Annotated in this window: 18 protein-coding genes; 7 read left to right on the forward strand and 11 right to left on the reverse strand. The window is 70.6% G+C overall.

Annotated elements, in window-relative coordinates:
• Positions 1 to 10: 10 nt before the first annotated feature.
• Positions 11 to 1,000 carry a metal ABC transporter substrate-binding protein gene (locus tag ACZ45T_RS05230; protein WP_468437640.1) on the reverse strand — a complete coding sequence of 330 codons (990 nt, stop codon included), beginning with the start codon at positions 998 to 1,000 and terminating at the stop codon, positions 11 to 13.
• A gap of 155 nt (positions 1,001 to 1,155) precedes the next feature.
• Here ACZ45T_RS05230 and ACZ45T_RS05235 point away from each other — a divergent pair, with 155 nt between their 5' ends.
• A complete protein-coding gene (locus tag ACZ45T_RS05235) occupies positions 1,156 to 2,538 on the forward strand; it encodes a glycine--tRNA ligase (protein ID WP_468437642.1) in 1,383 nt (460 codons plus the stop codon).
• A gap of 88 nt (positions 2,539 to 2,626) precedes the next feature.
• Here the strand turns inward: ACZ45T_RS05235 and ACZ45T_RS05240 are convergent, their stop codons facing one another.
• From ACZ45T_RS05240 to ACZ45T_RS05255, 4 genes are all read right to left on the reverse strand, one after another.
• Positions 2,627 to 3,352: a VC0807 family protein gene (locus ACZ45T_RS05240; RefSeq protein WP_468437644.1), complete on the reverse strand. Its 726-nt coding sequence runs from the start codon at positions 3,350 to 3,352 to the stop codon at positions 2,627 to 2,629.
• A 141-nt stretch (positions 3,353 to 3,493) separates the two neighbouring features.
• On the reverse strand, positions 3,494 to 4,087 hold the full coding sequence (locus ACZ45T_RS05245) for a TetR/AcrR family transcriptional regulator (RefSeq protein ID WP_468437646.1): 594 nt from the start codon (positions 4,085 to 4,087) through the stop codon (positions 3,494 to 3,496).
• Between the two features lie 22 nt (positions 4,088 to 4,109).
• Positions 4,110 to 5,204, reverse strand: coding sequence for an aldo/keto reductase (locus tag ACZ45T_RS05250; protein ID WP_468437648.1), 1,095 nt, complete (start codon positions 5,202 to 5,204; stop codon positions 4,110 to 4,112).
• A 54-nt stretch (positions 5,205 to 5,258) separates the two neighbouring features.
• Positions 5,259 to 5,603 (reverse strand): DoxX family protein, encoded by a 345-nt coding sequence (locus ACZ45T_RS05255; protein WP_468437650.1) that lies wholly within the window; start codon positions 5,601 to 5,603, stop codon positions 5,259 to 5,261.
• Positions 5,604 to 5,694: 91 nt separating this feature from the next.
• Here ACZ45T_RS05255 and ACZ45T_RS05260 point away from each other — a divergent pair, with 91 nt between their 5' ends.
• Positions 5,695 to 6,150 carry a MarR family winged helix-turn-helix transcriptional regulator gene (locus tag ACZ45T_RS05260; RefSeq protein WP_468437652.1) on the forward strand — a complete coding sequence of 152 codons (456 nt, stop codon included), beginning with the start codon at positions 5,695 to 5,697 and terminating at the stop codon, positions 6,148 to 6,150.
• 37 nt (positions 6,151 to 6,187) lie between these two features.
• Here the strand turns inward: ACZ45T_RS05260 and ACZ45T_RS05265 are convergent, their stop codons facing one another.
• A complete protein-coding gene (locus ACZ45T_RS05265) occupies positions 6,188 to 7,636 on the reverse strand; it encodes an MFS transporter (RefSeq protein WP_468437654.1) in 1,449 nt (482 codons plus the stop codon).
• 34 nt (positions 7,637 to 7,670) lie between these two features.
• On the opposite strand from ACZ45T_RS05265, the gene dusB reads away from it, so the two are divergent.
• The 3 genes from dusB to ACZ45T_RS05280 all read left to right on the forward strand — a co-directional run bounded on the left by dusB (position 7,671) and on the right by ACZ45T_RS05280 (position 13,294).
• Positions 7,671 to 8,831 (forward strand): tRNA dihydrouridine synthase DusB, encoded by a 1,161-nt coding sequence (dusB, locus tag ACZ45T_RS05270; RefSeq protein ID WP_468438019.1) that lies wholly within the window; start codon positions 7,671 to 7,673, stop codon positions 8,829 to 8,831.
• A gap of 364 nt (positions 8,832 to 9,195) precedes the next feature.
• Complete coding sequence (gene ppdK / locus ACZ45T_RS05275; RefSeq protein WP_468437656.1) at positions 9,196 to 11,904, forward strand: pyruvate, phosphate dikinase; 2,709 nt, start codon at positions 9,196 to 9,198, stop codon at positions 11,902 to 11,904.
• Between the two features lie 385 nt (positions 11,905 to 12,289).
• Entirely contained in the window at positions 12,290 to 13,294 is a 1,005-nt protein-coding gene (locus tag ACZ45T_RS05280) for an ArsR/SmtB family transcription factor (protein WP_468437658.1), read from the forward strand.
• A 113-nt stretch (positions 13,295 to 13,407) separates the two neighbouring features.
• Here ACZ45T_RS05280 and ACZ45T_RS05285 read toward each other — a convergent pair whose 3' ends face one another.
• Positions 13,408 to 14,568 carry an alkaline phosphatase PhoX gene (locus ACZ45T_RS05285; protein ID WP_468437660.1) on the reverse strand — a complete coding sequence of 387 codons (1,161 nt, stop codon included), beginning with the start codon at positions 14,566 to 14,568 and terminating at the stop codon, positions 13,408 to 13,410.
• A gap of 277 nt (positions 14,569 to 14,845) precedes the next feature.
• Between ACZ45T_RS05285 and ACZ45T_RS05290 the strand changes: the two genes are divergently transcribed.
• Positions 14,846 to 15,256, forward strand: coding sequence for a VOC family protein (locus ACZ45T_RS05290; RefSeq protein ID WP_468437662.1), 411 nt, complete (start codon positions 14,846 to 14,848; stop codon positions 15,254 to 15,256).
• Between the two features lie 16 nt (positions 15,257 to 15,272).
• Here the strand turns inward: ACZ45T_RS05290 and nirD are convergent, their stop codons facing one another.
• From nirD to ACZ45T_RS05305, 3 genes are read right to left on the reverse strand one after another with little or no spacing between them, the layout of a single operon-like run.
• Positions 15,273 to 15,605: a nitrite reductase small subunit NirD gene (gene nirD / locus ACZ45T_RS05295; protein WP_468437664.1), complete on the reverse strand. Its 333-nt coding sequence runs from the start codon at positions 15,603 to 15,605 to the stop codon at positions 15,273 to 15,275.
• Positions 15,602 to 18,130 (reverse strand): nitrite reductase large subunit NirB, encoded by a 2,529-nt coding sequence (gene nirB, locus ACZ45T_RS05300; RefSeq protein WP_468437666.1) that lies wholly within the window; start codon positions 18,128 to 18,130, stop codon positions 15,602 to 15,604. The genes nirD and nirB overlap by 4 nt, the downstream gene beginning before the upstream one ends.
• A gap of 1 nt (position 18,131) precedes the next feature.
• The gene (locus ACZ45T_RS05305; RefSeq protein ID WP_468437668.1) at positions 18,132 to 19,394 is read right to left on the reverse strand and encodes an NAD(P)/FAD-dependent oxidoreductase; all 1,263 of its coding nucleotides are present in this window, start codon (positions 19,392 to 19,394) and stop codon (positions 18,132 to 18,134) included.
• 235 nt (positions 19,395 to 19,629) lie between these two features.
• Between ACZ45T_RS05305 and ACZ45T_RS05310 the strand changes: the two genes are divergently transcribed.
• Complete coding sequence (locus ACZ45T_RS05310) at positions 19,630 to 20,406, forward strand: sulfite exporter TauE/SafE family protein (protein ID WP_468437670.1); 777 nt, start codon at positions 19,630 to 19,632, stop codon at positions 20,404 to 20,406.
• 94 nt (positions 20,407 to 20,500) lie between these two features.
• Here the strand turns inward: ACZ45T_RS05310 and ACZ45T_RS05315 are convergent, their stop codons facing one another.
• Positions 20,501 to 21,280: a class F sortase gene (locus ACZ45T_RS05315; RefSeq protein ID WP_468437672.1), complete on the reverse strand. Its 780-nt coding sequence runs from the start codon at positions 21,278 to 21,280 to the stop codon at positions 20,501 to 20,503.
• Positions 21,281 to 21,299: the final 19 nt, after the last annotated feature.

Genomic DNA, 21,299 nt, shown 5'->3' on the forward strand with positions numbered 1-21,299 from the left:
GCTACTGCCATTACTTGCTACCGAGTGCCTTCTGGAGGTTCTCCAGGTTGGACCGCATGACCTCGAAGTAGTCAGCGCCCTGGGACTTGCCGGTGATTCCCTCGAGCGGGTCGAGGACGTCGGTCTTCATGCCGGTGTCCGCCGCGAGGACCTTGGCCGTCTTGTCGCTGGCCAGGGTCTCGAAGAATACGGTGGAGACGTTCTCCTTCTTCGCGACCTCCTGGAGCTCCTTCATCCGGGCCGGGCTCGGCTCGGACTCGGGGTCGACGCCGGAGATGCTCTCCTGGTCCAGGCCGTAGCGCTCGGCGAGGTAGCCGAAGGCGGAGTGGGTGGTGATGAAGGTCCTGGAGGCCGCGTTCTTCAGGCCGTCCTTGAACTCGCCGTCGAGTCCGTTCAGCTTGGCGACCAGCTCGTCGGTGTTCTTCTTGTAGTCCGCCGCGTGGCCGGGGTCGGCCTTCTCCAGCGCCGCGCCGACGCCCTTGGCGATCTCCGCGTACTTGGTGGGGTCGAGCCAGACGTGCGGGTCCTCGCCGGCCTCGCCGTGGCTGTGGCCGTGCGCCTCCTCGGCGTGCTCGTCGCCGTCCTGGTGCGCGTGGCCCTCCTCGCCGTGACCCGGCTCGGCGCCGTGGACTTCGAGCTTGGTGAGGGTCGCGGCGTCCACGACGTTCTTCACGCCGGACTGGGCGACGGCCTTGTCGACGGCGGGCTGGAGGGTCTTGAGATAGAGGACCACGTCGGCTTCGCCGAGCTTCGCGGTCTGCTTCGGCGTGATCTCCAGGTCGTGCGGTTCGACACCCGGCTTGGTCAGGGTGTCGACCTTCACGTGGTCCTTGCCGATCTGCTCGGCGAGGAACTGCATGGGGTAGAACGACGCCATCACGTCGAGCTTGCCGTCCGTACTGCCCGTGGCGCTGGTCCCGGAGCAGGCGGTGAGGGCCGTGGCGCCGAGGGCGACGGCTCCGGCGAGGGCGGCGGTGGGTATGAGGCGTCGTACGTTCATGACATCCATTTTCATCAAAAATGGAAACGATTGTCAAAAGCCCAGGCGAGGGGGCCGTGGCCGCAGCCGTGGAAGGGGAACCGATTTGAAAGGGGGGGTGCGGGCGCCGGTAACCTAAAGGCTTCGCCGTTCGTCCTCGTAATGAAGAGAGCACCGTGGCCGCCGACAAGATCGACACCATCGTCAGCCTGAGCAAGCGCCGTGGCTTCGTTTTCCCGTGCAGTGACATCTACGGCGGTTCCAGGGCTGCCTGGGACTACGGCCCGCTGGGTGTCGAGCTCAAGGAGAACATCAAGCGCCAGTGGTGGAAGGCGATGGTCACCGGGCGTGAGGACATCGTCGGTCTCGACTCGTCCGTGATCCTGGCTCCCGAGGTCTGGGTGGCCTCCGGTCACGTCGCCACCTTCTCGGACCCGCTGACGGAGTGCACCGCCTGCCACAAGCGGCACCGCGCGGACCACCTTGAAGAGGCTTACGAGGCCAAGCACGGCCGTCTGCCCGAGAACGGCCTCGCCGACATCAACTGTCCGCACTGCGGTGTGAAGGGCCAGTTCACCGAGCCCAAGCAGTTCTCCGGCATGCTGGAGACCCACCTCGGCCCGAGCCAGGACACCGCCTCCAAGGCGTACCTGCGCCCCGAGACCGCCCAGGGCATCTTCACCAACTTCGCCATGGTGCAGACCACCTCGCGCAAGAAGCCCCCGTTCGGCATCGCGCAGATGGGCAAGTCCTTCCGGAACGAGATCACTCCGGGCAACTTCATCTTCCGCACGCGCGAGTTCGAGCAGATGGAGATGGAGTTCTTCGTCAAGCCGGGCGAGGACGAGCAGTGGCAGGAGTACTGGATGGCCGAGCGGTGGAACTGGTACCGCGACCTCGGCATCCGCGAGGAGAACATCCGCTGGTACGAGCACCCGAAGGAGAAACTGTCCCACTACTCGAAGCGCACCGCCGACATCGAGTACCGCTTCAACTTCGGTGGCAATGAGTTCTCCGAGCTCGAAGGCGTGGCCAACCGCACCGACTTCGACCTCAAGGCCCACTCCGCCGCCTCCGGTCAGGACCTCACCTACTTCGACCAGGAGGCCGGTGAGCGCTACACCCCGTACGTCATCGAGCCGGCGGCCGGTGTCAACCGCGCCATGCTCGCCTTCATGCTCGACGCGTACATCGAGGACGAGGCCCCGAACGCCAAGGGCGTCATGGAGAAGCGCACCGTGATGCGCCTCGACCCGCGCCTGGCCCCCATCAAGGTCGCCGTCCTGCCGCTGTCCCGCAACCCGCAGCTGTCGCCGAAGGCCAAGGGCCTCGCCGCCGACCTGCGCAAGAACTGGAACATCGAGTTCGACGACGCGGGCGCCATCGGCCGCCGTTACCGCCGCCAGGACGAGATCGGTACGCCGTTCTGCGTCACCGTCGACTTCGACACCCTGGACGACAACGCGGTGACCGTGCGCGAGCGCGACACCATGAAGCAGGAGCGCGTCTCCCTGGACCAGATCCAGACCTACCTGGGCAGCCGTCTGCTCGGCTGCTAGGGCCTGTTGGTCCGGCTCGGCCTGAACGACCGGTGGCCCGGTGCGCAGTGTGCGCACCGGGCCACCGGTCTTTTGCGTCCCGTCGTGGTCAGGCCGTGGCCGCCTGGGCCGCCTGGGCCGCCTGGGCCGCCTGGGCGGCTTCGGCCGCGCGGCGCTCGCCGGCCGCCCGGGACCGCTTTCCGTAGAGCGCGGTCCACAGGGCCAGGGCGCCCAGCACCCCGTAGATCATGATCGGGCTGAGGGTCACCATCGTCTTCGTGTCCAGTGCGTACGCGAGGGCGATCCGGACCGCGGCCTCGGCAACGTAGGCCACGCCCCAGACCAGGGTCATGGTGCGCATGGTGGTCCGGAAGCCCTCGTACTGCCACAGGCCGTTCCACCAGGCGGTGCTCTCCGGGGTGCCGTCGGTGGCGAACTTGCGGCCGAAGTAGAACATCAGCGGGCGCGCCGCGGCCAGCGTGCCAAGGCAGAGCAGGCCGAACAGCCCCGTCACGGCGGAGTCCTTGATCAGCAGTGCCCGGGCTGAGTGGTCGCCGACGAGCGAGACGACGGCCGTGACACCCAGGAACACCAGGGTGACGATGGCGAACTCGTCCAGCTTGCGCCGCCAGGCCAGGCTGATGGCGCTGTCGAGCACCGGCCAGGCGCTGCTGAGGAGCAGGGCCGAGAACTCGCTCCAGCCGTGGTCGTCGACGAGCGTGTTGTACGTGATGATCGGCGCCACGACATTGAGGCCGATGGTCAGGATCCAGCCGACGGCGGCCGCGGCCCCGGAGCGGGCGGGAGGTGCGGGTCGTGCTTCTTGGGCGGACAAGGTTCCCCCTGGAACGTGCCTGATGAGTGCGGTAGGGGGACCGTAAGGACATTGCGGTGGCATGTACAAGGCGAACGCGCCCAAAATGATCATCAAGCTGTCCGGACCGAAAGGTTCCGGACAGGCCGGGACCGCCCCGCGTCAGGCGCGCAGGCCCCGGATGACCAGAGCGCTGACCGCCTCGAACTCGGCGAGGATCGTGGGCGAGAGCCAGTCGGCCGCGTACTGCGGGTCGTGGAAGCGGCCGGTGGCGTAGAAGACAGCACGGGCGGCCGCCGGCACGTCGTCGGCGGCGAGCGTGCCCGCCGCGACGCCCTCGGCGATGATCCGGGCCAGCTGGTTGATCAGCTCGTTCAGATGCGTGTCGACCACGCCGCTGTTCTCGGTCAGCAGCACCGTGTACGTCGCGAACAGCTCGGGATCGTCACCCGCCTTGTGGCGCTTGGCCTCGAAGAGCGCCTCCAGCCACGCCTCCAGCTTGGAGGGCGCGCTCTCGGCGGGAGCCGAGGTGATCTCCTCCAGCTTGGCGACGCTCCTGGCGAGCCAGCGGTCCGTGACGGCCTCGCGCAGCGCTGCCTTCGACGGGAAGTGCCGGTAGACGCTGCCGTGGCTGACCCCCAGAGCGCGGGCCACGTCCACCACCGTCGCCTTGGTCGGGCCGAAGCGGCGCAGCACCTCCTCGGTCGTTTCGAGGATGCGCTCGGGTGTCAGGGGCTCGGCCGCGGCGGGGGACATGGGTATGACCGTACCGCCCGGCTCAGCGCTCGCTGTCGAGGTGGGCCATCTGCGCCTGCGGGTACCGCTCGCCGGCCGCGGCTCCCGCCGGCACGGCGGCCTCGATGGCGGCCAGGTCGGCGGCGCTGAGGGATATCTCCATGGCACCCAGTGCCTCGGCCAGCCGGTCCCGGCTCCGGGCGCCGACCAGCGGCACGATGTCCTCGCCGCGGGAGAGCACCCAGGCGATGGCGGTCTGGGCGACGCTCACGCCCTTGCCCTCGGCGACCTTGCGCAGGGCCTCGACCAGATCGAGGTTCCGGTGGAGGTTGTCGCCCTGGAAGCGGGGGCTCATGCCGCGGAAGTCGCCCGGGCCCAGCGCGCGGTCCCGGGTGAAGTGGCCGCTGATCAGCCCGCGGGAGAGCACCCCGTACGCCGTGATGCCTATGCCGAGCTCGCGCGCGGTCGGCAGGATCTCGTCCTCGATGCCGCGGGAGATCAGCGAATACTCGATCTGGAGGTCGGCGATCGGGGCCACGGCGGCGGCCCGGCGCAGGGTGTCGGCGCCGACCTCGGAGAGGCCGATGTGCCGCACGTGCCCGGCCTCGACCGCCTCGGCGATGGCGCCGACGGTCTCCTCGATCGGCACGGCCGGGTCCACGCGGGCGATCCGGTAGATGTCGATGTGGTCCCGGCCGAGCCGCTGCAGCGAGTAGGCCAGGAAGTTCCTGACGGCCTCGGGCCGCCCGTCGTAGCCGGTGAAACCGCCCTCGACCGTGCGCAGGGCGCCGAACTTGACGCTGGTCAGAGCCCGCTCGCGGGCCGCGGCGGGCGCGGTGCGCAGGGCTTCGTTGATCAGCAGTTCGTTGTGGCCCATGCCGTAGAAGTCGCCCGTGTCGAGCAGCGTGCTCGTCCCCTCGGGGGCCGCTTCCAGATAGGCGTGGATGGTCGCGAGGGACTCGGCGCGGTCGGCCGTCCCGTAGAGGGCGGACATCCCCATGCAGCCCAGCCCCAGCGGGAAGACGGCGGGGCCGGTGCTGCCCAGGGTGCGGCTGCCGGTGATGGTCCCGGTGGCCTTGGTGGTCGCAGTCGCAGTGGTGGTCGCAGTGGTCGCCGTGGTGCTCTCGTTCGTCGTCATGAAACGAGAATGGCATGACGAGTGACAGATTTCAATATCTGTCACTCGTCAGTGTCAGGACAGGATGCGCAGAGCCAGGGCAGCGGCCGCGACCAGGGCGAGGACCGCCGCCGGCGCGAGCTCGTAGTTCTTGGCGTGGAGGTGGGCTGCGACCGCGCCGATGAAGTAGAGGGTCACGCCGAGGGCGGCGGCCACGCCGAGCGGCGTGACCCACAGGCCCGCGACCAGGCCGAACGCTCCCGCGGCCTTGAGGGTGGCCAGGCGCGGCAGCCAGGAGTCCGGGACCTGCGCCTTCTGCATGCCGGCGACGACCTGGTCGTTGCGCTGCAGCGTGAGGGTGGCGGAGGCGGTGAGGACGAGGGCGAGCAGGCCGCTGACGACGGCGTACGCGAGGAACATGAGAGTCTCCAACAGTCGATGACGTAGAACCATTGAATAGCATCAACGATATGCCGAAAGCAATCATTTCCCGGTTGCTACGATGTGGACCATGACGGCAGATCAGGACGGATCGCACCCCCCGCAGCGGCTGGGCCTGCTGCTGGCCTGGCACGGCTCGGTCACCCAGACCCGGATGAAGAGGGCGCTCAGCGCAGCCGGGCTCACCCCGCGGCACGCGATGACGCTGATGCACCTGGCGGACGGCCCGATCAGCCAGCGGGGCCTCGCCGAGCGGCTGGAGGTGGACCCGAGCGTGCTCGTCGGGATCCTGAACGACCTGGAGGGCGACGGCCTGGCCGAGCGCCGCCGGGACCAGGCCGACCGCCGCCGGCACAACGTGGCCATCACCGAAGCCGGGGAAGCGGCCCTCCACAAGACGAACGCCGCCCTCGATGAGCTCGAGGACGGCATCTTCGCCGCGCTGTCGGCTCAGGAGCGCGATCTCCTGCGCGGCCTCCTCGACCGGGTCAACACCTCGGCCGAGGACTTCACCTGCGACGAGTAGCCGCAGTGGCCGTACGGCACAGCCCACCGGCCGAACGTCACCCCCGCGGGACGCCCGCCGTCGCGGCCGGACCGACCTGCTCCTCCAGGGTGCGGGCCGTACGGTCCGCCGTCGCGCGCGCCCAGGCGCCGCTCGTCGCCGCGCCCACCACCAGGACCAGCAGCCCGCAGACCGAGATGATCCACCAGGCCGGCTGGGCCGCCGTGGAGAAGTCCGAGTCGCCCGCCAGCCCGGCCGCCAGCACCGAGCCGATGACCGCGACGCCCAGGGTGCCGCCGGTCTGCCGGCTGGTGGAGGCGATGGCGGCCGCGACCCCCGCCTGGGAGCGCGGCATCCCGGAGACGGCCGTATTGGTGATCGGCGCGTTGACCATGCCGAAGCCGAGCCCGAAGAGGACGTACCCGGTGAACAGGAGCGGGGTGGACGTCTCGGCCTGGAACAGGGCGAACAGCAGCCCGCTCGCCGACATGGCGACGCCCGCGATCAGCAGGCAGATCCGGGGTCCCCGGCTGCCCACCAGCCGCCCCGCCACCGGCGCGAAGAGGAAGGTCAGCGCCGCCATCGGCAGCATGTAGAGCCCGGCGTGCAGGGCGCTGAGCCCCCGTACGTCCTGGAGGTAGAGCGTGTTCAGGAAAAGGAACCCGGCCAGTCCGGCGAACGCGCTGATCGCGATCACGGTCGAGCCGCTGAACGGCGCGCTCCGGAAGAACCGCAGATCGATCAGCGGCTCCTCGCGCCTGGGCTCGTAGACCAGCAGCCCCACGAACGAGCAGACGGCCACCAAGGCGCACCCCATGATCAGCGGCGAGCGCCAGCCGGCGGCCGGTCCCTCGATGATCCCGTACGTCAGACTGCCGAGCAGCGCGATGACCAGCAGCTGGCCCACCGGGTCCGGGCGGCGCGGCCGCGCGGCGCGGGACTCGGGGATGTGGCGCAGGGTCAGCGCGAGTGCGACCAGGCCGATCGGCAGGTTGACCCAGAAGATGGAGCGCCAGCCCACGGAGTCGACCAGCAGTCCGCCGATCAGGGGGCCCGCGGCCATCGAGAGGCCCGCGACCGCACCCCAGATGCCGATGGCCCGGGCCCGCTCGGCGGGGTCGGTGAAGGTGTTGGTGATGATCGACATCGCCACCGGGTTGAGCATCGCGCCGCCGACCGCCTGGACCATCCGGAAGACGATGAGCCAGCCGAGGCTGGGAGCCAGCGAGCACAGCAGGGAGCCGGCGGTGAAGGCCACCAGGCCGGCGACGAACACCTTGCGGCGGCCGATCCGGTCGGCCGTGGAGCCTGCGAGCATCAGCAGCGAGGCCACGACCAGGGTGTACGCGTCGATGCTCCATTGCAGCCCGGCGACGTCGGCGTCGAGCTCACGGCGCATCGAGGGCAGCGCGACGTTGAGGATGGTGTTGTCGAGGCTGACGATCAGCAGGCTCATGCAGCAGATCGACAGGACGAGCGTGCGCTGCCGGTGACTCGGCTCGATCATGCCGCCGATGCTACGTCTGCCCCACCCCCTCGGCATGCGGGACAATGGGCGGATGACCACGCTCCCTCCGCCTCTCGCGATCGGCCCGCACACCGTGCAGCCCCCGGTGGTGCTCGCGCCGATGGCCGGCATCACCAATGCCCCGTTCCGTACCCTCTGCCGGGAGTTCTCGGGCGGCAAGGGGCTGTTCGTGAGCGAGATGATCACGACCCGCGCCCTGGTCGAGCGCAACGAGAAGACCATGCAGCTGATCCACTTCGACGAGACCGAGAAGCCCCGCTCGATTCAGCTGTACGGGGTCGACCCGACGACGGTCGGCAAGGCGGTCCGCATGATCGTCGAAGAGGACCGCGCCGACCACATCGACCTGAACTTCGGCTGCCCGGTCCCCAAGGTGACCCGCAAGGGCGGCGGCTCGGCCCTCCCGTACAAGCGCAACCTGCTGCGGGCGATCCTGCGCGAGGCCGTCGCGGGCGCCGGCGACCTGCCGGTGACCATGAAGATGCGCAAGGGCATCAACGACGACCACCTCACCTACCTCGACGCCGGCCGGATCGCCGTCGAGGAGGGGGTCACCGCGATAGCCCTGCACGGGCGCACCACCGCCCAGCACTACGGGGGCACCGCCGACTGGGACGCCATCGCGCGGCTCAAGGAGCACGTGCCGGAGATCCCGGTGCTCGGCAACGGCGACATCTGGTGCGCCGAGGACGCGCTGCGCATGGTCCGCGAGACCGGCTGCGACGGCGTGGTCGTGGGCCGTGGCTGCCTGGGGCGGCCCTGGCTGTTCAACGACCTGGTGGCGGCCTTCGAGGGGCGTCCGGAGGACTTCCACAAGCCGACGCTGCGGGAGGTCGCGGGGACCATGCACCGCCACGCCCAGCTGCTGGGGGAGTGGATCGGCGACGAGGCGCGCGGGGTGATCGACTTCCGTAAGCACGTGGCTTGGTACCTCAAGGGCTTCGCGGTCGGGTCGGAGATGCGCAAGAAGCTCGCGGTCACCTCTTCCCTGGCCGAGCTGGACGCTCATCTGAGCGAGCTGGACCTGGACCAGGCGTGGCCCGAGAGCGCGGACGGTCCGCGCGGCCGGACGTCCGGAAACAACCGAGTTGTCCTGCCGGACGGCTGGCTGAAGGACCCGTACGACTGCGCGGGCGTGAGCGAGGACGCCGAACTGGACACCTCCGGAGGCTGACAAATCGCCCTCCGTGGTGCGTGATATACGCCACGCATGGGAGGGGTTTCGCTCAGATGAGCACATAAGTCACGGGTAAGACTTTCAAAGGGTGGCACTGGGTGCCACCCTTTGTGCGTTCAATACTTGAACACAAATGGATCGATGATCGCTCATCCGAGCGTGTTTGAGCCTCAGGAGCCCCCTCCCCCTTCGGGACCTGAAGGCTCTTCGTACTTTCTGATTACCCATGAGTTACTTTCGATCTGCTGGCGCACGGGTGGTTACAGCCGTATGACGACCAAGTGGACGTACCCAGAAGCCTTCGATCTGGGTATGTTCCTGGCCGTCAGGGCAGCCACCGAGCCTCGAGGAGTCGAGACCCGTGTCGGAAAACAAAGATCAGAAGTTCGTCTACGACTTCACCGAGGGCAACCGCGACCTCAAGGACCTTCTCGGCGGCAAGGGAGCCAACCTCGCCGAGATGACCAACCTGGGTCTGCCGGTCCCTCCCGGCTTCACCATCACCACCGAGGCCTGCAAGGTCTACCTCGAGAGCGGCACGGCCCCGGCCGCGCTCCGCGAAGAGGTCAGCGCCCACCTTGCGGCCCTCGAGGCGAAGATGGGCAAGAAGCTCGGACAGTCGGACGACCCGCTGCTGGTCTCCGTACGCTCCGGCGCCAAGTTCTCGATGCCCGGCATGATGGACACCGTCCTCAACATCGGCCTCTCCGACGAGTCCGTGGCCGGCCTCGCCGCCCAGGCCGGCAACGAGCGCTTCGCGTGGGACTCGTACCGCCGCCTCGTCCAGATGTTCGGCAAGACCGTCCTCGGCATCGAGGGCGAGCTCTTCGAGGAAGCCCTCGACGAGGCCAAGGCCGCCAAGAAGGTCACCGTCGACACCGACCTCGACGCCGCCGACCTGAAGAAGCTGGTCAAGGTCTTCAAGAAGATCGTGGCGAAGGAAGCCGGCCGCGAGTTCCCGCAGGACGCCCGCGAGCAGCTGGACCTCGCCGTCGAGGCCGTCTTCAACTCGTGGAACACCGACCGCGCCAAGCTCTACCGCCGCCAGGAGCGCATCCCCGGCGACCTGGGCACCGCCGTCAACATCTGCTCCATGGTCTTCGGCAACCTCGGCCCCGACTCCGGCACCGGCGTCGCCTTCACCCGCGACCCCGCCAGCGGTCACGCGGGCGTCTACGGCGACTACCTCCAGAACGCCCAGGGCGAGGACGTGGTCGCGGGCATCCGCAACACCGTGCCGCTCGCGGACCTGGAGACCATCGACAAGGCCTCGTACGACCAGCTCATCACGATCATGACGACGCTGGAGACCCACTACAAGGATCTCTGCGACATCGAGTTCACGATCGAGCGCGGCCAGCTGTGGATGCTCCAGACCCGTGTCGGCAAGCGCACCGCCGGCGCCGCCTTCCGCATCGCCACCCAGCTCGTGGACCAGGGCCTGATCGACGAGGCCGAGGCCCTCCAGCGCGTCACCGGCCACCAGCTCGCGCAGCTGATGTTCCCGCGCTTCGACGAGGACGCGAAGACCACCCTGCTCGGCCGCGGCATCGCCGCCTCCCCGGGCGCGGCCGTCGGCAAGGCCGTCTTCGACTCGTACACGGCCGTCAAGTGGTCCCGCTCCGGCGAGAAGGTCATCCTGATCCGCCGCGAGACCAACCCGGACGACCTGGACGGCATGATCGCCTCCGAGGGCATCCTGACCTCGCGCGGCGGCAAGACCTCGCACGCGGCCGTCGTCGCCCGCGGCATGGGCAAGACCTGTGTCTGCGGCGCCGAGGAGCTCGACGTCGACACCAAGCGCCGCCGGATGACGGTCGGCGAGACGGTCATCGAAGAGGGCGACGTCGTCTCCATCGACGGCTCCACCGGCAAGGTGTACCTCGGTGAGGTACCCGTCGTACCGTCCCCGGTCGTCGAATACTTCGAGGGCCGCATGCACGCCGGCGCCGACGACGCCGACGAGCTCGTCGCCGCCGTGCACCGGATCATGGCCTACGCGGACCGCGTCCGCCGCCTGCGGGTGCGCGCCAACGCCGACAACGCCGAGGACGCGCTGCGCGCCCGCCGCTTCGGCGCCCAGGGCATCGGCCTGTGCCGCACGGAGCACATGTTCCTCGGTGAGCGCCGTGAACTCGTGGAGCGACTGATCCTCGCGGACACCGACGGCGAGCGCGAGGAGGCACTGAGTGCCCTCCTGCCGCTCCAGAAGAAGGACTTCGTCGAGCTCTTCGAGGCGATGGACGGCCTGCCCGTCACCGTCCGCCTGCTCGACCCGCCGCTGCACGAGTTCCTGCCTGACATCACCGAGCTGTCGGTGCGCGTCGCCCTCGCCGAGTCCCGCCAGGACGCCAACGAGAACGACCTGCGCCTGCTCCAGGCCGTGCACAAGCTGCACGAGCAGAACCCGATGCTGGGTCTGCGCGGTGTCCGCCTCGGCCTGGTCATCCCCGGCCTGTTCAAGATGCAGGTCCGGGCGATCGCCGAGGCCGCGGCCGAGCGCAAGAACGCCAAGGGCGACCCGCGCGCCGAGATCATGGTCCCGCTCGTGGGCACCGTCCAGGAGCTGGAGATCGTCCGCGAGGAGGCGGACCAGGTCATCGCCGAGGTCGAGGCCGCCACCGGCACCAGCCTCAAGCTGACCATCGGCACCATGATCGAGCTGCCTCGCGCCGCCCTGACGGCCGGGCAGATCGCCGAGGCCGCGCAGTTCTTCTCCTTCGGCACGAACGACCTGACCCAGACGGTGTGGGGCTTCTCCCGCGACGACGTCGAGGCCAGCTTCTTCACCGCGTACCTGGAGAAGGGCATCTTCGGGGTCTCGCCGTTCGAGACCATCGACAAGGACGGCGTCGGCGCGCTGGTCCGCAGCGCGGTCCAGGCCGGCCGGGCCACCCGCCCCGACCTCAAGCTCGGCGTCTGCGGCGAGCACGGCGGCGACCCCGAGTCGGTCCACTTCTTCCACGAGGTCGGCCTCGACTACGTCTCCTGCTCGCCCTTCCGGATCCCGGTGGCGCGCCTGGAGGCCGGTCGCGCGGCCGCCGAGGCGAAGGGCAGCGACAGCCGCTGATCCCCGGCCCTGCGAAGGGCCCCATAGACCGCGCCTGTCCCCGGGTTCCCTGACTGCCCGGGGGCGGGCGCGCACTATTTTGTTGTTCAGCAAATCTTTACGCCAGCAGGCGGTGGACGGATCCCCACCCGTCCACCGCCGCTGTCATTCTGCCGGGCACGTCGGCGCTTCCCGGTGCGACCGACCGCCAGGCCCCGCAAAGCCCCCCACGGCCTTCACGGAGCGTTTCGGTCGCATCGGAGTGTGCCCGGCGGAGTACAGGATTTCGGTTGTCACGCTCCTGCCGAAAGGGGTTTCAACTGTGGCCGAAAGGGCGTGGTGACCACGTGTGACGGCATGCATACTCATGGGGCGGGGGGATTGCGGTTGCACAGGTGGGGGTTCGGTGCTGCGTATCCATTTCACTGGAGTGGACCTGGCACGCGTACGGATGGCAGGGCGTCCCGATGCGTTGTGGGAAACGATTCTCAGCTTTCATCGCTTAAGAGACCGGCGCGATGCCCGGTTGTTCGGTGAATGGCGGACGGAAACCCGGAGCAGGTTGAATGGTGAAACACGTACGCTCGGTATGCTTATACCGGGAAGGGGTTATTTCCCAGATTTCCTGACCCCCGTCGAGGGGCAGTACGGGTGGGACGTGGGCCTCGACGCGATACGCGGGATCCACCCCGAGCGGATGCGGCGCGAGCTCGCACTGCTGGGCGGGGGTTCGGGCGCGCCCCTGCAGCCACGGCTGCGGGAGTTCATGGACGGCACCACCGCCCACCTGCCCAGGATGCTGGGCGAGCTGCGCGCGTACCACCGGGCGGCCGTGGAGCCGTACTGGACGCACATACAGGCCCAGATCGAGGCGGAGCGGGCCGCCCGCGGCCGGGCCCTGCTGGACGGGGGCGCGGACGAGCTGCTGGCCTCGCTGCCGCCCATGCTGCGCTGGCGGGCCCCGGTGCTGGAGTGCGACTACCCGGTGGACCGGGACGTACGGCTGCGCGGGCGCGGGCTGCTGCTCCAGCCGTCCTTCTTCTGCCGGCGCACCGCGGTGACCCTGCACGACCCGGAGCTGCCGCCGGTGCTGGTCTACCCGGCCGCCGCCCAGCTGGCATCGGCGCCCGGCGGGGGCGAGTGCACCCGGCCCGTGGAGGAGCAGCGCCACCGCACCCTGGGCAAGCTGGTCGGGCACACCCGCTCGGTCGTCCTGCGGGCCATAGGGGACGGCGCGACCACCAGCGAGCTGGCGCGCCGGGCCGGGGTCTCGCTGGCCTCGGCGAGCCAGCACGCCTGCGTGATGCGGGAGGCGGGGCTGGTGACGACGCTGCGGCACGGGAACGCGGTGCTGCACACCGTGACCCCGCTGGGAGCTGCGCTGCTGAAGGGTGGGGCCGTGGCTTCGTGACGACGGCCGCGCACCGGCGGGGGTGAACCCGTCGGGGCGCGGCCGGTGGTGCCGTGCGGCGCCGTCGCGGGGGCGCTGCCCCCGAGCCCCCGCGCCTCAAACGCCGGCGGGGCTCACGTGCGGAACGGGCCCGTGACCTCGTAGGTGATGCCGCCGGAGGAGCTGCCGCTCGTACCGCGCTGGCTGGAGAAGTAGAGCCGGTTGCCCGCGGGCGAGAAGGCCGGGCCGGTGATCTCCGAGGAGGACTGGCCGGTGATCCGCAGGAAGGGGGCGACCACGTCGTCCGGGGTGATCAGGCAGATCTCCATGTTGCCGCCGTCCTCGGCGATGTAGAGGTCGCCGTACGAGGACCCGGTGACGTTGTCGACACCCGTCAGCGGGGCCGCGCCGCCGGGCACCAGCGAGTCGTCGTAGGCCAGCTCGTACGTGCTGTTGGCGAGGTTGAGCTGCCAGACGCGGTTGTCGCCCTTGGTGGTGAACCAGACGGTGTCGCTCGCGTAGTGGCAGCCCTCGCCGCCGTTGAAGTGCTTGGCGCCGGACACCTGGGTGCGGGTGGTGGTCGGGGAGCCGTCCGGGTCCGGGATGTTCTGCCAGGTGAAGGAGCCGGAGGTGCCGCTTCCGGCGACCATGACCTGGAGGGTGCCGGAGGAGAGGTTGCCCCAGGTGGTGGGGATGAACCGGTAGAAGCAGCCGTTCGTCTCGTCCTCGGTCAGGTAGATCACCTGGCGCACCGGGTCGGCGGCCGCGGCCTCGTGCTTGAACTTGCCCATGGCCGGGCGCTGGACGGCCGCGTTCACGCCGTACGGGTCGGTCTCGTAGACGTAGCCGAGGCTGACCTCCTCGCAGGACAGCCAGGTGTTCCACGGGGTCTTGCCGCCGGCGCAGTTCTGCCGGGTGTTGGAGAGGATCCGGTACGCGCCGGTGATGGTGCCGGAGGAGTTGAACTTCACGGCGCTCGCGCCGCCGGAGGGGTTGATCTCCGAGTTCGACACGTAGATCCAGCCCGAGCCGTCCGCGAAGCAGGCGCCGCCGTCGGGGGCGCTGTGCCAGGTGTACGAGGTTCCGCTGACGGTCTGGCTCGAACGGGCGATCACGCGGCTGGTGAAGCCGCTGGGGAGCATGATGCCGTTCGCGTCGGCCGCGCCGAGGGCTCCGTACGGCCCGGGGCCGGGCTGGGCGGGCGCCGCGTAGGCGGCCCCGTGCATCAACGTGCCGCCGAAGGCGGCGGCCGTCGAGCCGATGACGGCGCCGCGCAGGAAGTTACGACGTTCCACGGTCACTCCTGGGGGGAGGGAGGGCCCCGCGTCCGGTCGGACGCGGGATCTCACGCGTGGAGGAACCTAGAAGCGCCGAGTTGACGTGACCTCAACTCCGCATGACGCACGGGCGACCGCTGCGAGTTCACTTCGGGGGGCGCCGCCTGACCTGGGGTTTCGCGGAGCCGGGCGGAAATCTTGAAAAAACTTCGCGGGGAGCGATGAGTTCTCCGAGGCTCCGCGGTCTCAACCCTCGACAGCAGCGAGCAGCACACGCGAGAGAAGAGAGACCGAGATGTCCCAGCCCCAGATGATCTTCGTCAACCTGCCGGTCAAGGACCTGGACGCCAGCAAGGCGTTCTGGAGCAAGCTGGGCTACTCCTTCAACGCCCAGTTCACCGACGAGAACTGCGCCTCGATGGTCATCAGCGACACCATCGTGGCCATGCTCCTCGCGGAGGCCCGCTACAAGGACTTCACCCACAAGGAGATCGCGGACGCGACCACGACCTCCGAGGTGCTGCTCTGTCTGAGCGCCGAGAGCCGCACCGCGGTCGACGAACTGGTGGACGGGGCCCTCGCGGCCGGCGCCACCGAGCCCCGCCCCGCCCAGGACCACGGCGTCATGTACGGCCGCGCCTTCGACGACCTCGACGGCCACACCTGGGAGATCATGTGGATGGACCCGGCCATGGTCCAGGGCTGAGCCCCCGGCTCCGTGGTCAGGAGGTCGCGGCGGTCCGCACCGGGTAGGTCCGGACCGCCACCTCCTCGTCGTCCAGGCAGCGCCCCGACTCCAGGTCGAAGCGCTGCTTGAGCAGCGGCGAGGCCACGAAGGGCCGGCCCCCCACGGCCCCCACCAGCCCGCGCGAGAGCACGTGCGCCCCGGTGAAGGGGTCCTGGTTGGCGATGGCGTACGGGCGCCCCGCGCGGTCGACGAACACCGCGGCCTGGCTCCCGTCGGGCAGCAGCGCCGCGACCCCCCGCCCGGGGACGAGCGCGGACAGCTCGCACACCGTCAGCCAGCCCTGCGCCACTTGCAGTTCCACGGTCATCTGACTCCTCCGATCGTCAGCACGGCCAGGTCGGGCTTGACCTGGTCGCGCTCGGGTACGAACTTCACGGTCGGGTCGGGGGCGCCGGGCGCGTTGACGAAGGACACGAACCGGCGCAGCCTTTCCGGGTCCTCCAGCGTCTCGGCCCACTCGTCCCGGTAGTGCGCCACGTGCTCGGCCATCAGGGACTCCAGCTCCGCGCACAGACCGAGCGAGTCGTGCACCACCACGTCCCGCAGGTGCGCCAGGCCGCCCTCCAGCCGATCCAGCCAGGTGGAGGTCCGCTCCAGCCGGTCGGCGGTGCGGATGTAGAACATCAGGAACCGGTCGATCAGCCGGACCAGTTCCGCGTCCGACAGGTCCTGGGCGAGGAGGTCGGCGTGCCGCGGGGTGGCCCCGCCGTTGCCGCCGACGTAGAGGTTCCAGCCGCTCGCCGTCGCGATGACCCCGAAGTCCTTGCTCTGCGCCTCCGCGCACTCGCGGGCGCAGCCGGAGACCGCCGACTTGAGCTTGTGCGGGGCGCGCAGCCCGCGGTAGCGGAGCTCCAGGTCGATGGCCATCTTGACGCTGTCCTGGACCCCGTAGCGGCACCAGGTCTGCCCCACGCAGGACTTCACCGTCCGCAGGGCCTTCCCGTACGCGTGCCCGGACTCGAATCCGGCGTCGACGAGTCGCGCCCAGATCCGCGGGAGCTGGTCCACGCTCGCGCCGAAGAGGTCGATCCGCTGCCCGCCGGTGATCTTCGTGTAGAGGCCGAAGTCGCGGGCCACCTCGCCGATCACGATCAGCTTGTCGGGGGTGATCTCGCCGCCGGGGATGCGCGGGACGACCGAGTACGAGCCGTTGCGCTGCAGGTTCGCGAGGAAGTGGTCGTTGGTGTCCTGGAGGGCGGCCTGCTCCCCGTCCAGCACGTAGCCGCTGGCACCCAGGGTCGGGGCGAGCGAGGCGATGATCGAGCCGACGGTGGGCTTGCAGACCTCGCAGCCGTCGCCGCCGCGGGCCTCCGGGCGGCCGTGGCCGTCCAGGATCTGCTCGTACGAGGTCAGGCGCCGGGTGCGGACGATCTCGTAGAGCTCGGCCCGGGTGAAGGGGAAGCAGCCGCACAGTCCCTTGTCGGCGGCGGCCGGCAGCAGCTGTCCGATCACCTTGAGGCAGCTGCCGCAGCCGGTGCCCGCCTTGGTGCACTTCTTGACCTCGGGGAGGGTGGCGCAGGCGGTGATGGCCTTCTTGGTGACGTTGTGGCAGGAGCAGATCACCGCGTGGTCGGGGAGCGAGGACGGGCCGAGCGCGACGGGCGCGCCGAGACCGGCGGGCAGCACCAGCTGCTCGGGGGAGACAGGCGGGACGCTGCCGGTGAGCGGGCGCAGCAGCCCGTAGGAGTCCGCGTCGCCGACCAGGACCCCGCCGAGGAGGACTCCGTCGGGGGAGACCACCAGCTTCTTGTAGACCCCGGAGCGGGAGTCGGACCAGACGACGTCGAGGCTGCCGGCGGCGGCTCCGTGGGCGTCGCCGAAGGAGGCCACGTCCACGCCGAGCAGCTTGAGCTTGGTCGAGAGGTCGGCTCCGGTGAACTCCTTCTCCCGGCCCAGCAGGTCCTCGGCGGCGGTCTCCGCCATCTCGTAGCCGGGGGCGACCAGGCCGTAGACCCGGCCGTCGACGGCGAGCGCGCACTCGCCGATGGCGTAGACGTGCGGGTCGGAGGTGCGGCAGTGGGCGTCGACCGCGATGCCGCCGCGCTCGCCGACGTCCAGCCCCGCCGCGCGGGCCAGCTGGTCGCGGGGGCGGACACCGGCGGAGAAGACGACGAGGTCGGTGTCGACGGTGGAGCCGTCGGAGAGCCGCATGCCGCTGACGCGGCCGTCCTCGCCGGTCAGCACCTCCTGGGTGCCGACCCCGGTGTGCACGGTCAGGCCCATGGACTCGATGGTGCGCAGGAGGGCCGCGCCGCCGCCCTCGTCGACCTGTACGGGCATCAGGCGGGGGGCGAACTCGACGATGCGGGTGGTGAGGCCGAGCCCCTGGAGCGCGCCGGCGGCCTCCAGCCCGAGGAGGCCGCCGCCGACGACCGCGCCGTTCGTGCGCGTCTTGGCGTACTCCTCGATCGCGAGGAGGTCCTCGATGGTGCGGTAGACGAAGCAGCCGGGGGCGTCCTTGCCGGGGACGGGCGGCACGAAGGGATAACTGCCGGTGGCCAGGACCAGGACGTCGTACGGGAACACCTGCCCCGAGCGGGAGGTGACGGTGCGGGCGCCTCGGTCGATGCTCTCGGCGGGGTCGTCGAGGTGGAGGGTGATGCCGTGCTCCGCCATGAAGCCGGAGGGCGTCAGGGACAGGTCCTCGGGGGTGCTGCCGGAAAAGTACGAGGTCAGGTGCACGCGGTCGTATGCGGGCCGGGGCTCCTCGCACAGCACGGTGATCCGGTGGCCGGCAGTGGCCCCGCGCTCGGCGAGTGCCTCGAGGTAGCGCTGGCCGACCATGCCGTGCCCGATGAGCACGATGTGGGGCAGGGGCTCGGTCACGGTCATGTCAGTGGCCTCCGTCGTCGGTGAGCAGGTGGAACAGGTCGTGCGGTGATTCCCCGCCCTCCCAGGTGCGGGCGAGGGCGCCCACGGTGGAGAGCTCGCCGAGCAGGACCCCGCCGACGAGGCGGTCGTCGCGCAGGACGACCTTCCGGTAGGTCCGGCGGGTGGCGTCGGTGAGGTGGACCACGTCGTCGCCGGGGCGGGGCGTGGTCTCGCCGAAGGCGGCGAGGTCGAAGTGCCCGTCGGCTCCGCCGAGGGTGAGGCGGGTGAGGGCGCGGGTGCCGGTGTACTGCGTGGGGGAGCCGGTGAGGGTGGCGGCGAGGGCGTCGGCCTGCTCCAGTGCCGGGCCCGCCAGGCCGTACACCTGGCCGGCGTGCTCGGCGCAGTCGCCGATGGCGTGGATGCGGGGGTCGCTGGTGCGGAGGTGGTCGTCGACCACGATGCCCCGGCGTACGTCGAGCCCGGCGGCCTGGGCGAGCCCGATGCGGGGGCGTACGCCGCAGGCGAGCACGACGATGTCGGCGTCGAGGCGGTAGCCGTCGGCGAGCTCGACCCCGGTGACGCCCCTGGCCGTGTCCCCGCCCCGCTGCTTCCCGGGCTCCGCCCCCGGCAGCGGCGCCGCAGGATGTGTCGTCAGGCCGCGGACCCGGCATTCCGTGTGGATTTCCACGCCGAGGCCGGTCAGGTGCGCGTGCAGCAGGGCCGAGGCGTCGGCGTCCAGCTGGCGTTCCATCAGGCGCTCACCCTGCTGGGCCAGGACCACCTGCGCGCCCCGCGAGGCGAGCGCACGGGCTGCCGAGACGCCCAGCAGGCCCCCGCCGATCACCACCACCCGCACCCCGGGGCGTACCGCCGCCGAGAGGGCCAGGCAGTCGTCCATCGTGCGGAAGGCGTGGACCCCGTCCGGGAGGTCGCGCCCTTCGGGCTCGAACAGTCCGCGCAGGGGCGGGAGCACCGCGTTCGAGCCGGTGGCCAGCACCAGGGTGTCGTACTCCGCCACCGTGCCGTCGTCGCACAGCACCGTCCGGTCGGCGCGGTCGATCCGTACCGCCCGGACGCCGCGGCGCAGCGCCGGCCCCGGTGTGGGGAGGGCGGTCACCTCCGGCGCGTAGCGGCCGGCGAGCACCTCCGCGAGCAGCACCCGGTTGTACGGGACGTGCGGCTCCTCGCCGAGGACGGTCACCGCCGCCCCGCCGGTCAGCCGCGCGGCGAGTCGCAGGCCCGCGAGGCCGCCGCCGATCACCACCACACGCTGTTCCGAGGTCATGCCAAGAGCGTGCGTGGTCGCTGTTTCCCCGCCGCATCGCTCCTGTTACCCGGACGGAACGCCGACCTCAGCGCCCGGGTCACCCGTCCGTGAGGCCTTCCCGGATGGTGGCCGCGGACCGGAGGTCCCCTACCGGTGTGCCCGGACGGGGCTGCGACCAGGTGAAGCTCAACCTTTGCGCAAGTTTCCGGGGATTGATGGCTGCTGCACCCAACCGGTCCATAGGGTCGGGTCCGTGCCTGACATATCAACGACCATGATCATCGTGCTGTGCGTGGCCGCCGCGGCGGCCGGCTGGATCGACGCGGTGGTGGGCGGCGGCGGCCTGCTGCTCCTGCCCGCACTGCTGCTCGGCCTGCCGAACGCCCACCCCGCCACCGTCCTCGGCACCAACAAGGCCGTGGCCATCGTCGGCACCGCGGGCGCGGCCGTGACGTACGTCCGCAAGGCCCCGGTGGACGTGAAGCTAGCCGTCCGCATCGGCCTGGCCGCGCTGGCCGGCTCGATGGGCGGCGCCGCGCTCGCCGGGGGCATCAGCAAGGACGCCCTCCGTCCGCTGATCATGGTGGTGCTCGTGATCGTCGCCGGCTTCGTCCTCTTCAAGCCCGCCTTCGGCACCGCCCCGGCCACCTCGCCCGTCAGCCGGCAGCGGGTGCTGCTCGCCATCGGGCTCGCCGGCCTCGGCATCGGCTTCTACGACGGCCTCATCGGGCCCGGCACCGGCACCTTCCTGGTGCTCGCTCTGACGGCGCTGCTCCACCTCGACCTGGTCACCGCCTCCGCCACCGCCAAGATCGTCAACTGCTGCACCAACGCCGGGGCGCTCGCGATGTTCGCGTACCAGGGCATGGTGCTGTGGCAGCTGGCCGCGCTGATGGCGGTGTTCAACCTGGCCGGCGGCATGATCGGCGCCCGCATGGCACTCAAGAAGGGCAGCGGCTTCGTCCGCGGCGTGCTGCTGACGGTGGTGGGCGCGCTGGTGATCAAGCTCGGAATCGAGCAGTGGGGCTGACGCCGCGGAGCGTGGCCGAGGCCCCGGAGATCGCTCGGACAGGCTTTGGGGGGTGTCTAGTGCTGTGACCCGGTGAACCTTTCCGGTCACAGCACTAGTACGTCCCGGTGAGGTGCGCGAAGACGACCACGTTGCCGCGGTAGCCGGTGCGCGGGGAGAAGCCGCCGCCGCAGGTGATCACCCGTAGCTCGGCGCGCGCCGAAGGCCCGTACACGCGGGTGTCGGGGAAGGCCTTCGCGTCGTAGACCTCGACGGCGTGGACCGTGAACACGGCCGTACGTCCGTCCGCGCGCGGGATCTCGATCGCGGCCCCGCGGCGCAGCGCACCCAGGTGGTAGAAGACCCCCGGCCCGGCGGAGTCGTCCACGTGCCCCGCGATGACGGCGGTGCCGGTGGCCCCCGGGGTGGTGCCCTCGCGGTACCAGCCGGCCAGGTCGCGCCGCGCGGGCGGGGGCACTTCGAGGCTGCCGTCCCGTTCCAGGCCGAGCCCGGCCAGCGGGGCGTCGACGCCGATGGAGGGGATCCGGATCCGGCTGGGCGGGGAACCGGGGAGGGGCGCGATGGCGGGGCCCGTGGCGGCGGCCCCGGCGGCGGTCAGCGCCTCGGCGGGGGAGGGCAGCGGCGGCCCGACCGGCTCGCGGGAACCGCTGGTCACGAGCCAGATGCCGATGCAGGCGGCGAGTGCGACGAGGCCCCCGTGGCGGGCGGTGGGGGTGCGGCCGGCCCGGTGGGGGGAGCGCGCACCGGATCCGGAGCCCTTTCCGGATCCCTTTCCGCAGACACTTCCGGGGCCCTTTCCGGATCCGGCGCGGCCTTCGGTCGTGGGCCAGGGCTGCCGGTCCCGGCCGCCGACGCCGCCGAAATCGCCACCCATGCGTGCCCCCTCGGCTTTT

Source organism: Streptomyces sp. NPDC030995 (assembly GCF_055571215.1).

Excerpts from the sequence above, each read along its gene's own strand:
- ACZ45T_RS05230 (WP_468437640.1), bottom strand. The coding sequence starts at position 1,000 with ATGAACGTACGACGCCTCATACCCACCGCCGCCCTCGCCGGAGCCGTC.
- ACZ45T_RS05245 (WP_468437646.1), bottom strand. The coding sequence starts at position 4,087 with ATGTCCCCCGCCGCGGCCGAGCCCCTGACACCCGAGCGCATCCTCGAA.
- ACZ45T_RS05250 (WP_468437648.1), bottom strand. The coding sequence starts at position 5,204 with ATGACGACGAACGAGAGCACCACGGCGACCACTGCGACCACCACTGCG.
- ACZ45T_RS05255 (WP_468437650.1), bottom strand. The coding sequence starts at position 5,603 with ATGTTCCTCGCGTACGCCGTCGTCAGCGGCCTGCTCGCCCTCGTCCTC.
- ACZ45T_RS05260 (WP_468437652.1), top strand. The coding sequence starts at position 5,695 with ATGACGGCAGATCAGGACGGATCGCACCCCCCGCAGCGGCTGGGCCTG.
- ACZ45T_RS05265 (WP_468437654.1), bottom strand. The coding sequence starts at position 7,636 with ATGATCGAGCCGAGTCACCGGCAGCGCACGCTCGTCCTGTCGATCTGC.
- dusB (WP_468438019.1), top strand. The coding sequence starts at position 7,671 with ATGCGGGACAATGGGCGGATGACCACGCTCCCTCCGCCTCTCGCGATC.
- ACZ45T_RS05290 (WP_468437662.1), top strand. The coding sequence starts at position 14,846 with ATGTCCCAGCCCCAGATGATCTTCGTCAACCTGCCGGTCAAGGACCTG.
- nirD (WP_468437664.1), bottom strand. The coding sequence starts at position 15,605 with ATGACCGTGGAACTGCAAGTGGCGCAGGGCTGGCTGACGGTGTGCGAG.
- nirB (WP_468437666.1), bottom strand. The coding sequence starts at position 18,130 with ATGACCGTGACCGAGCCCCTGCCCCACATCGTGCTCATCGGGCACGGC.
- ACZ45T_RS05305 (WP_468437668.1), bottom strand. The coding sequence starts at position 19,394 with ATGACCTCGGAACAGCGTGTGGTGGTGATCGGCGGCGGCCTCGCGGGC.
- ACZ45T_RS05315 (WP_468437672.1), bottom strand. The coding sequence starts at position 21,280 with ATGGGTGGCGATTTCGGCGGCGTCGGCGGCCGGGACCGGCAGCCCTGG.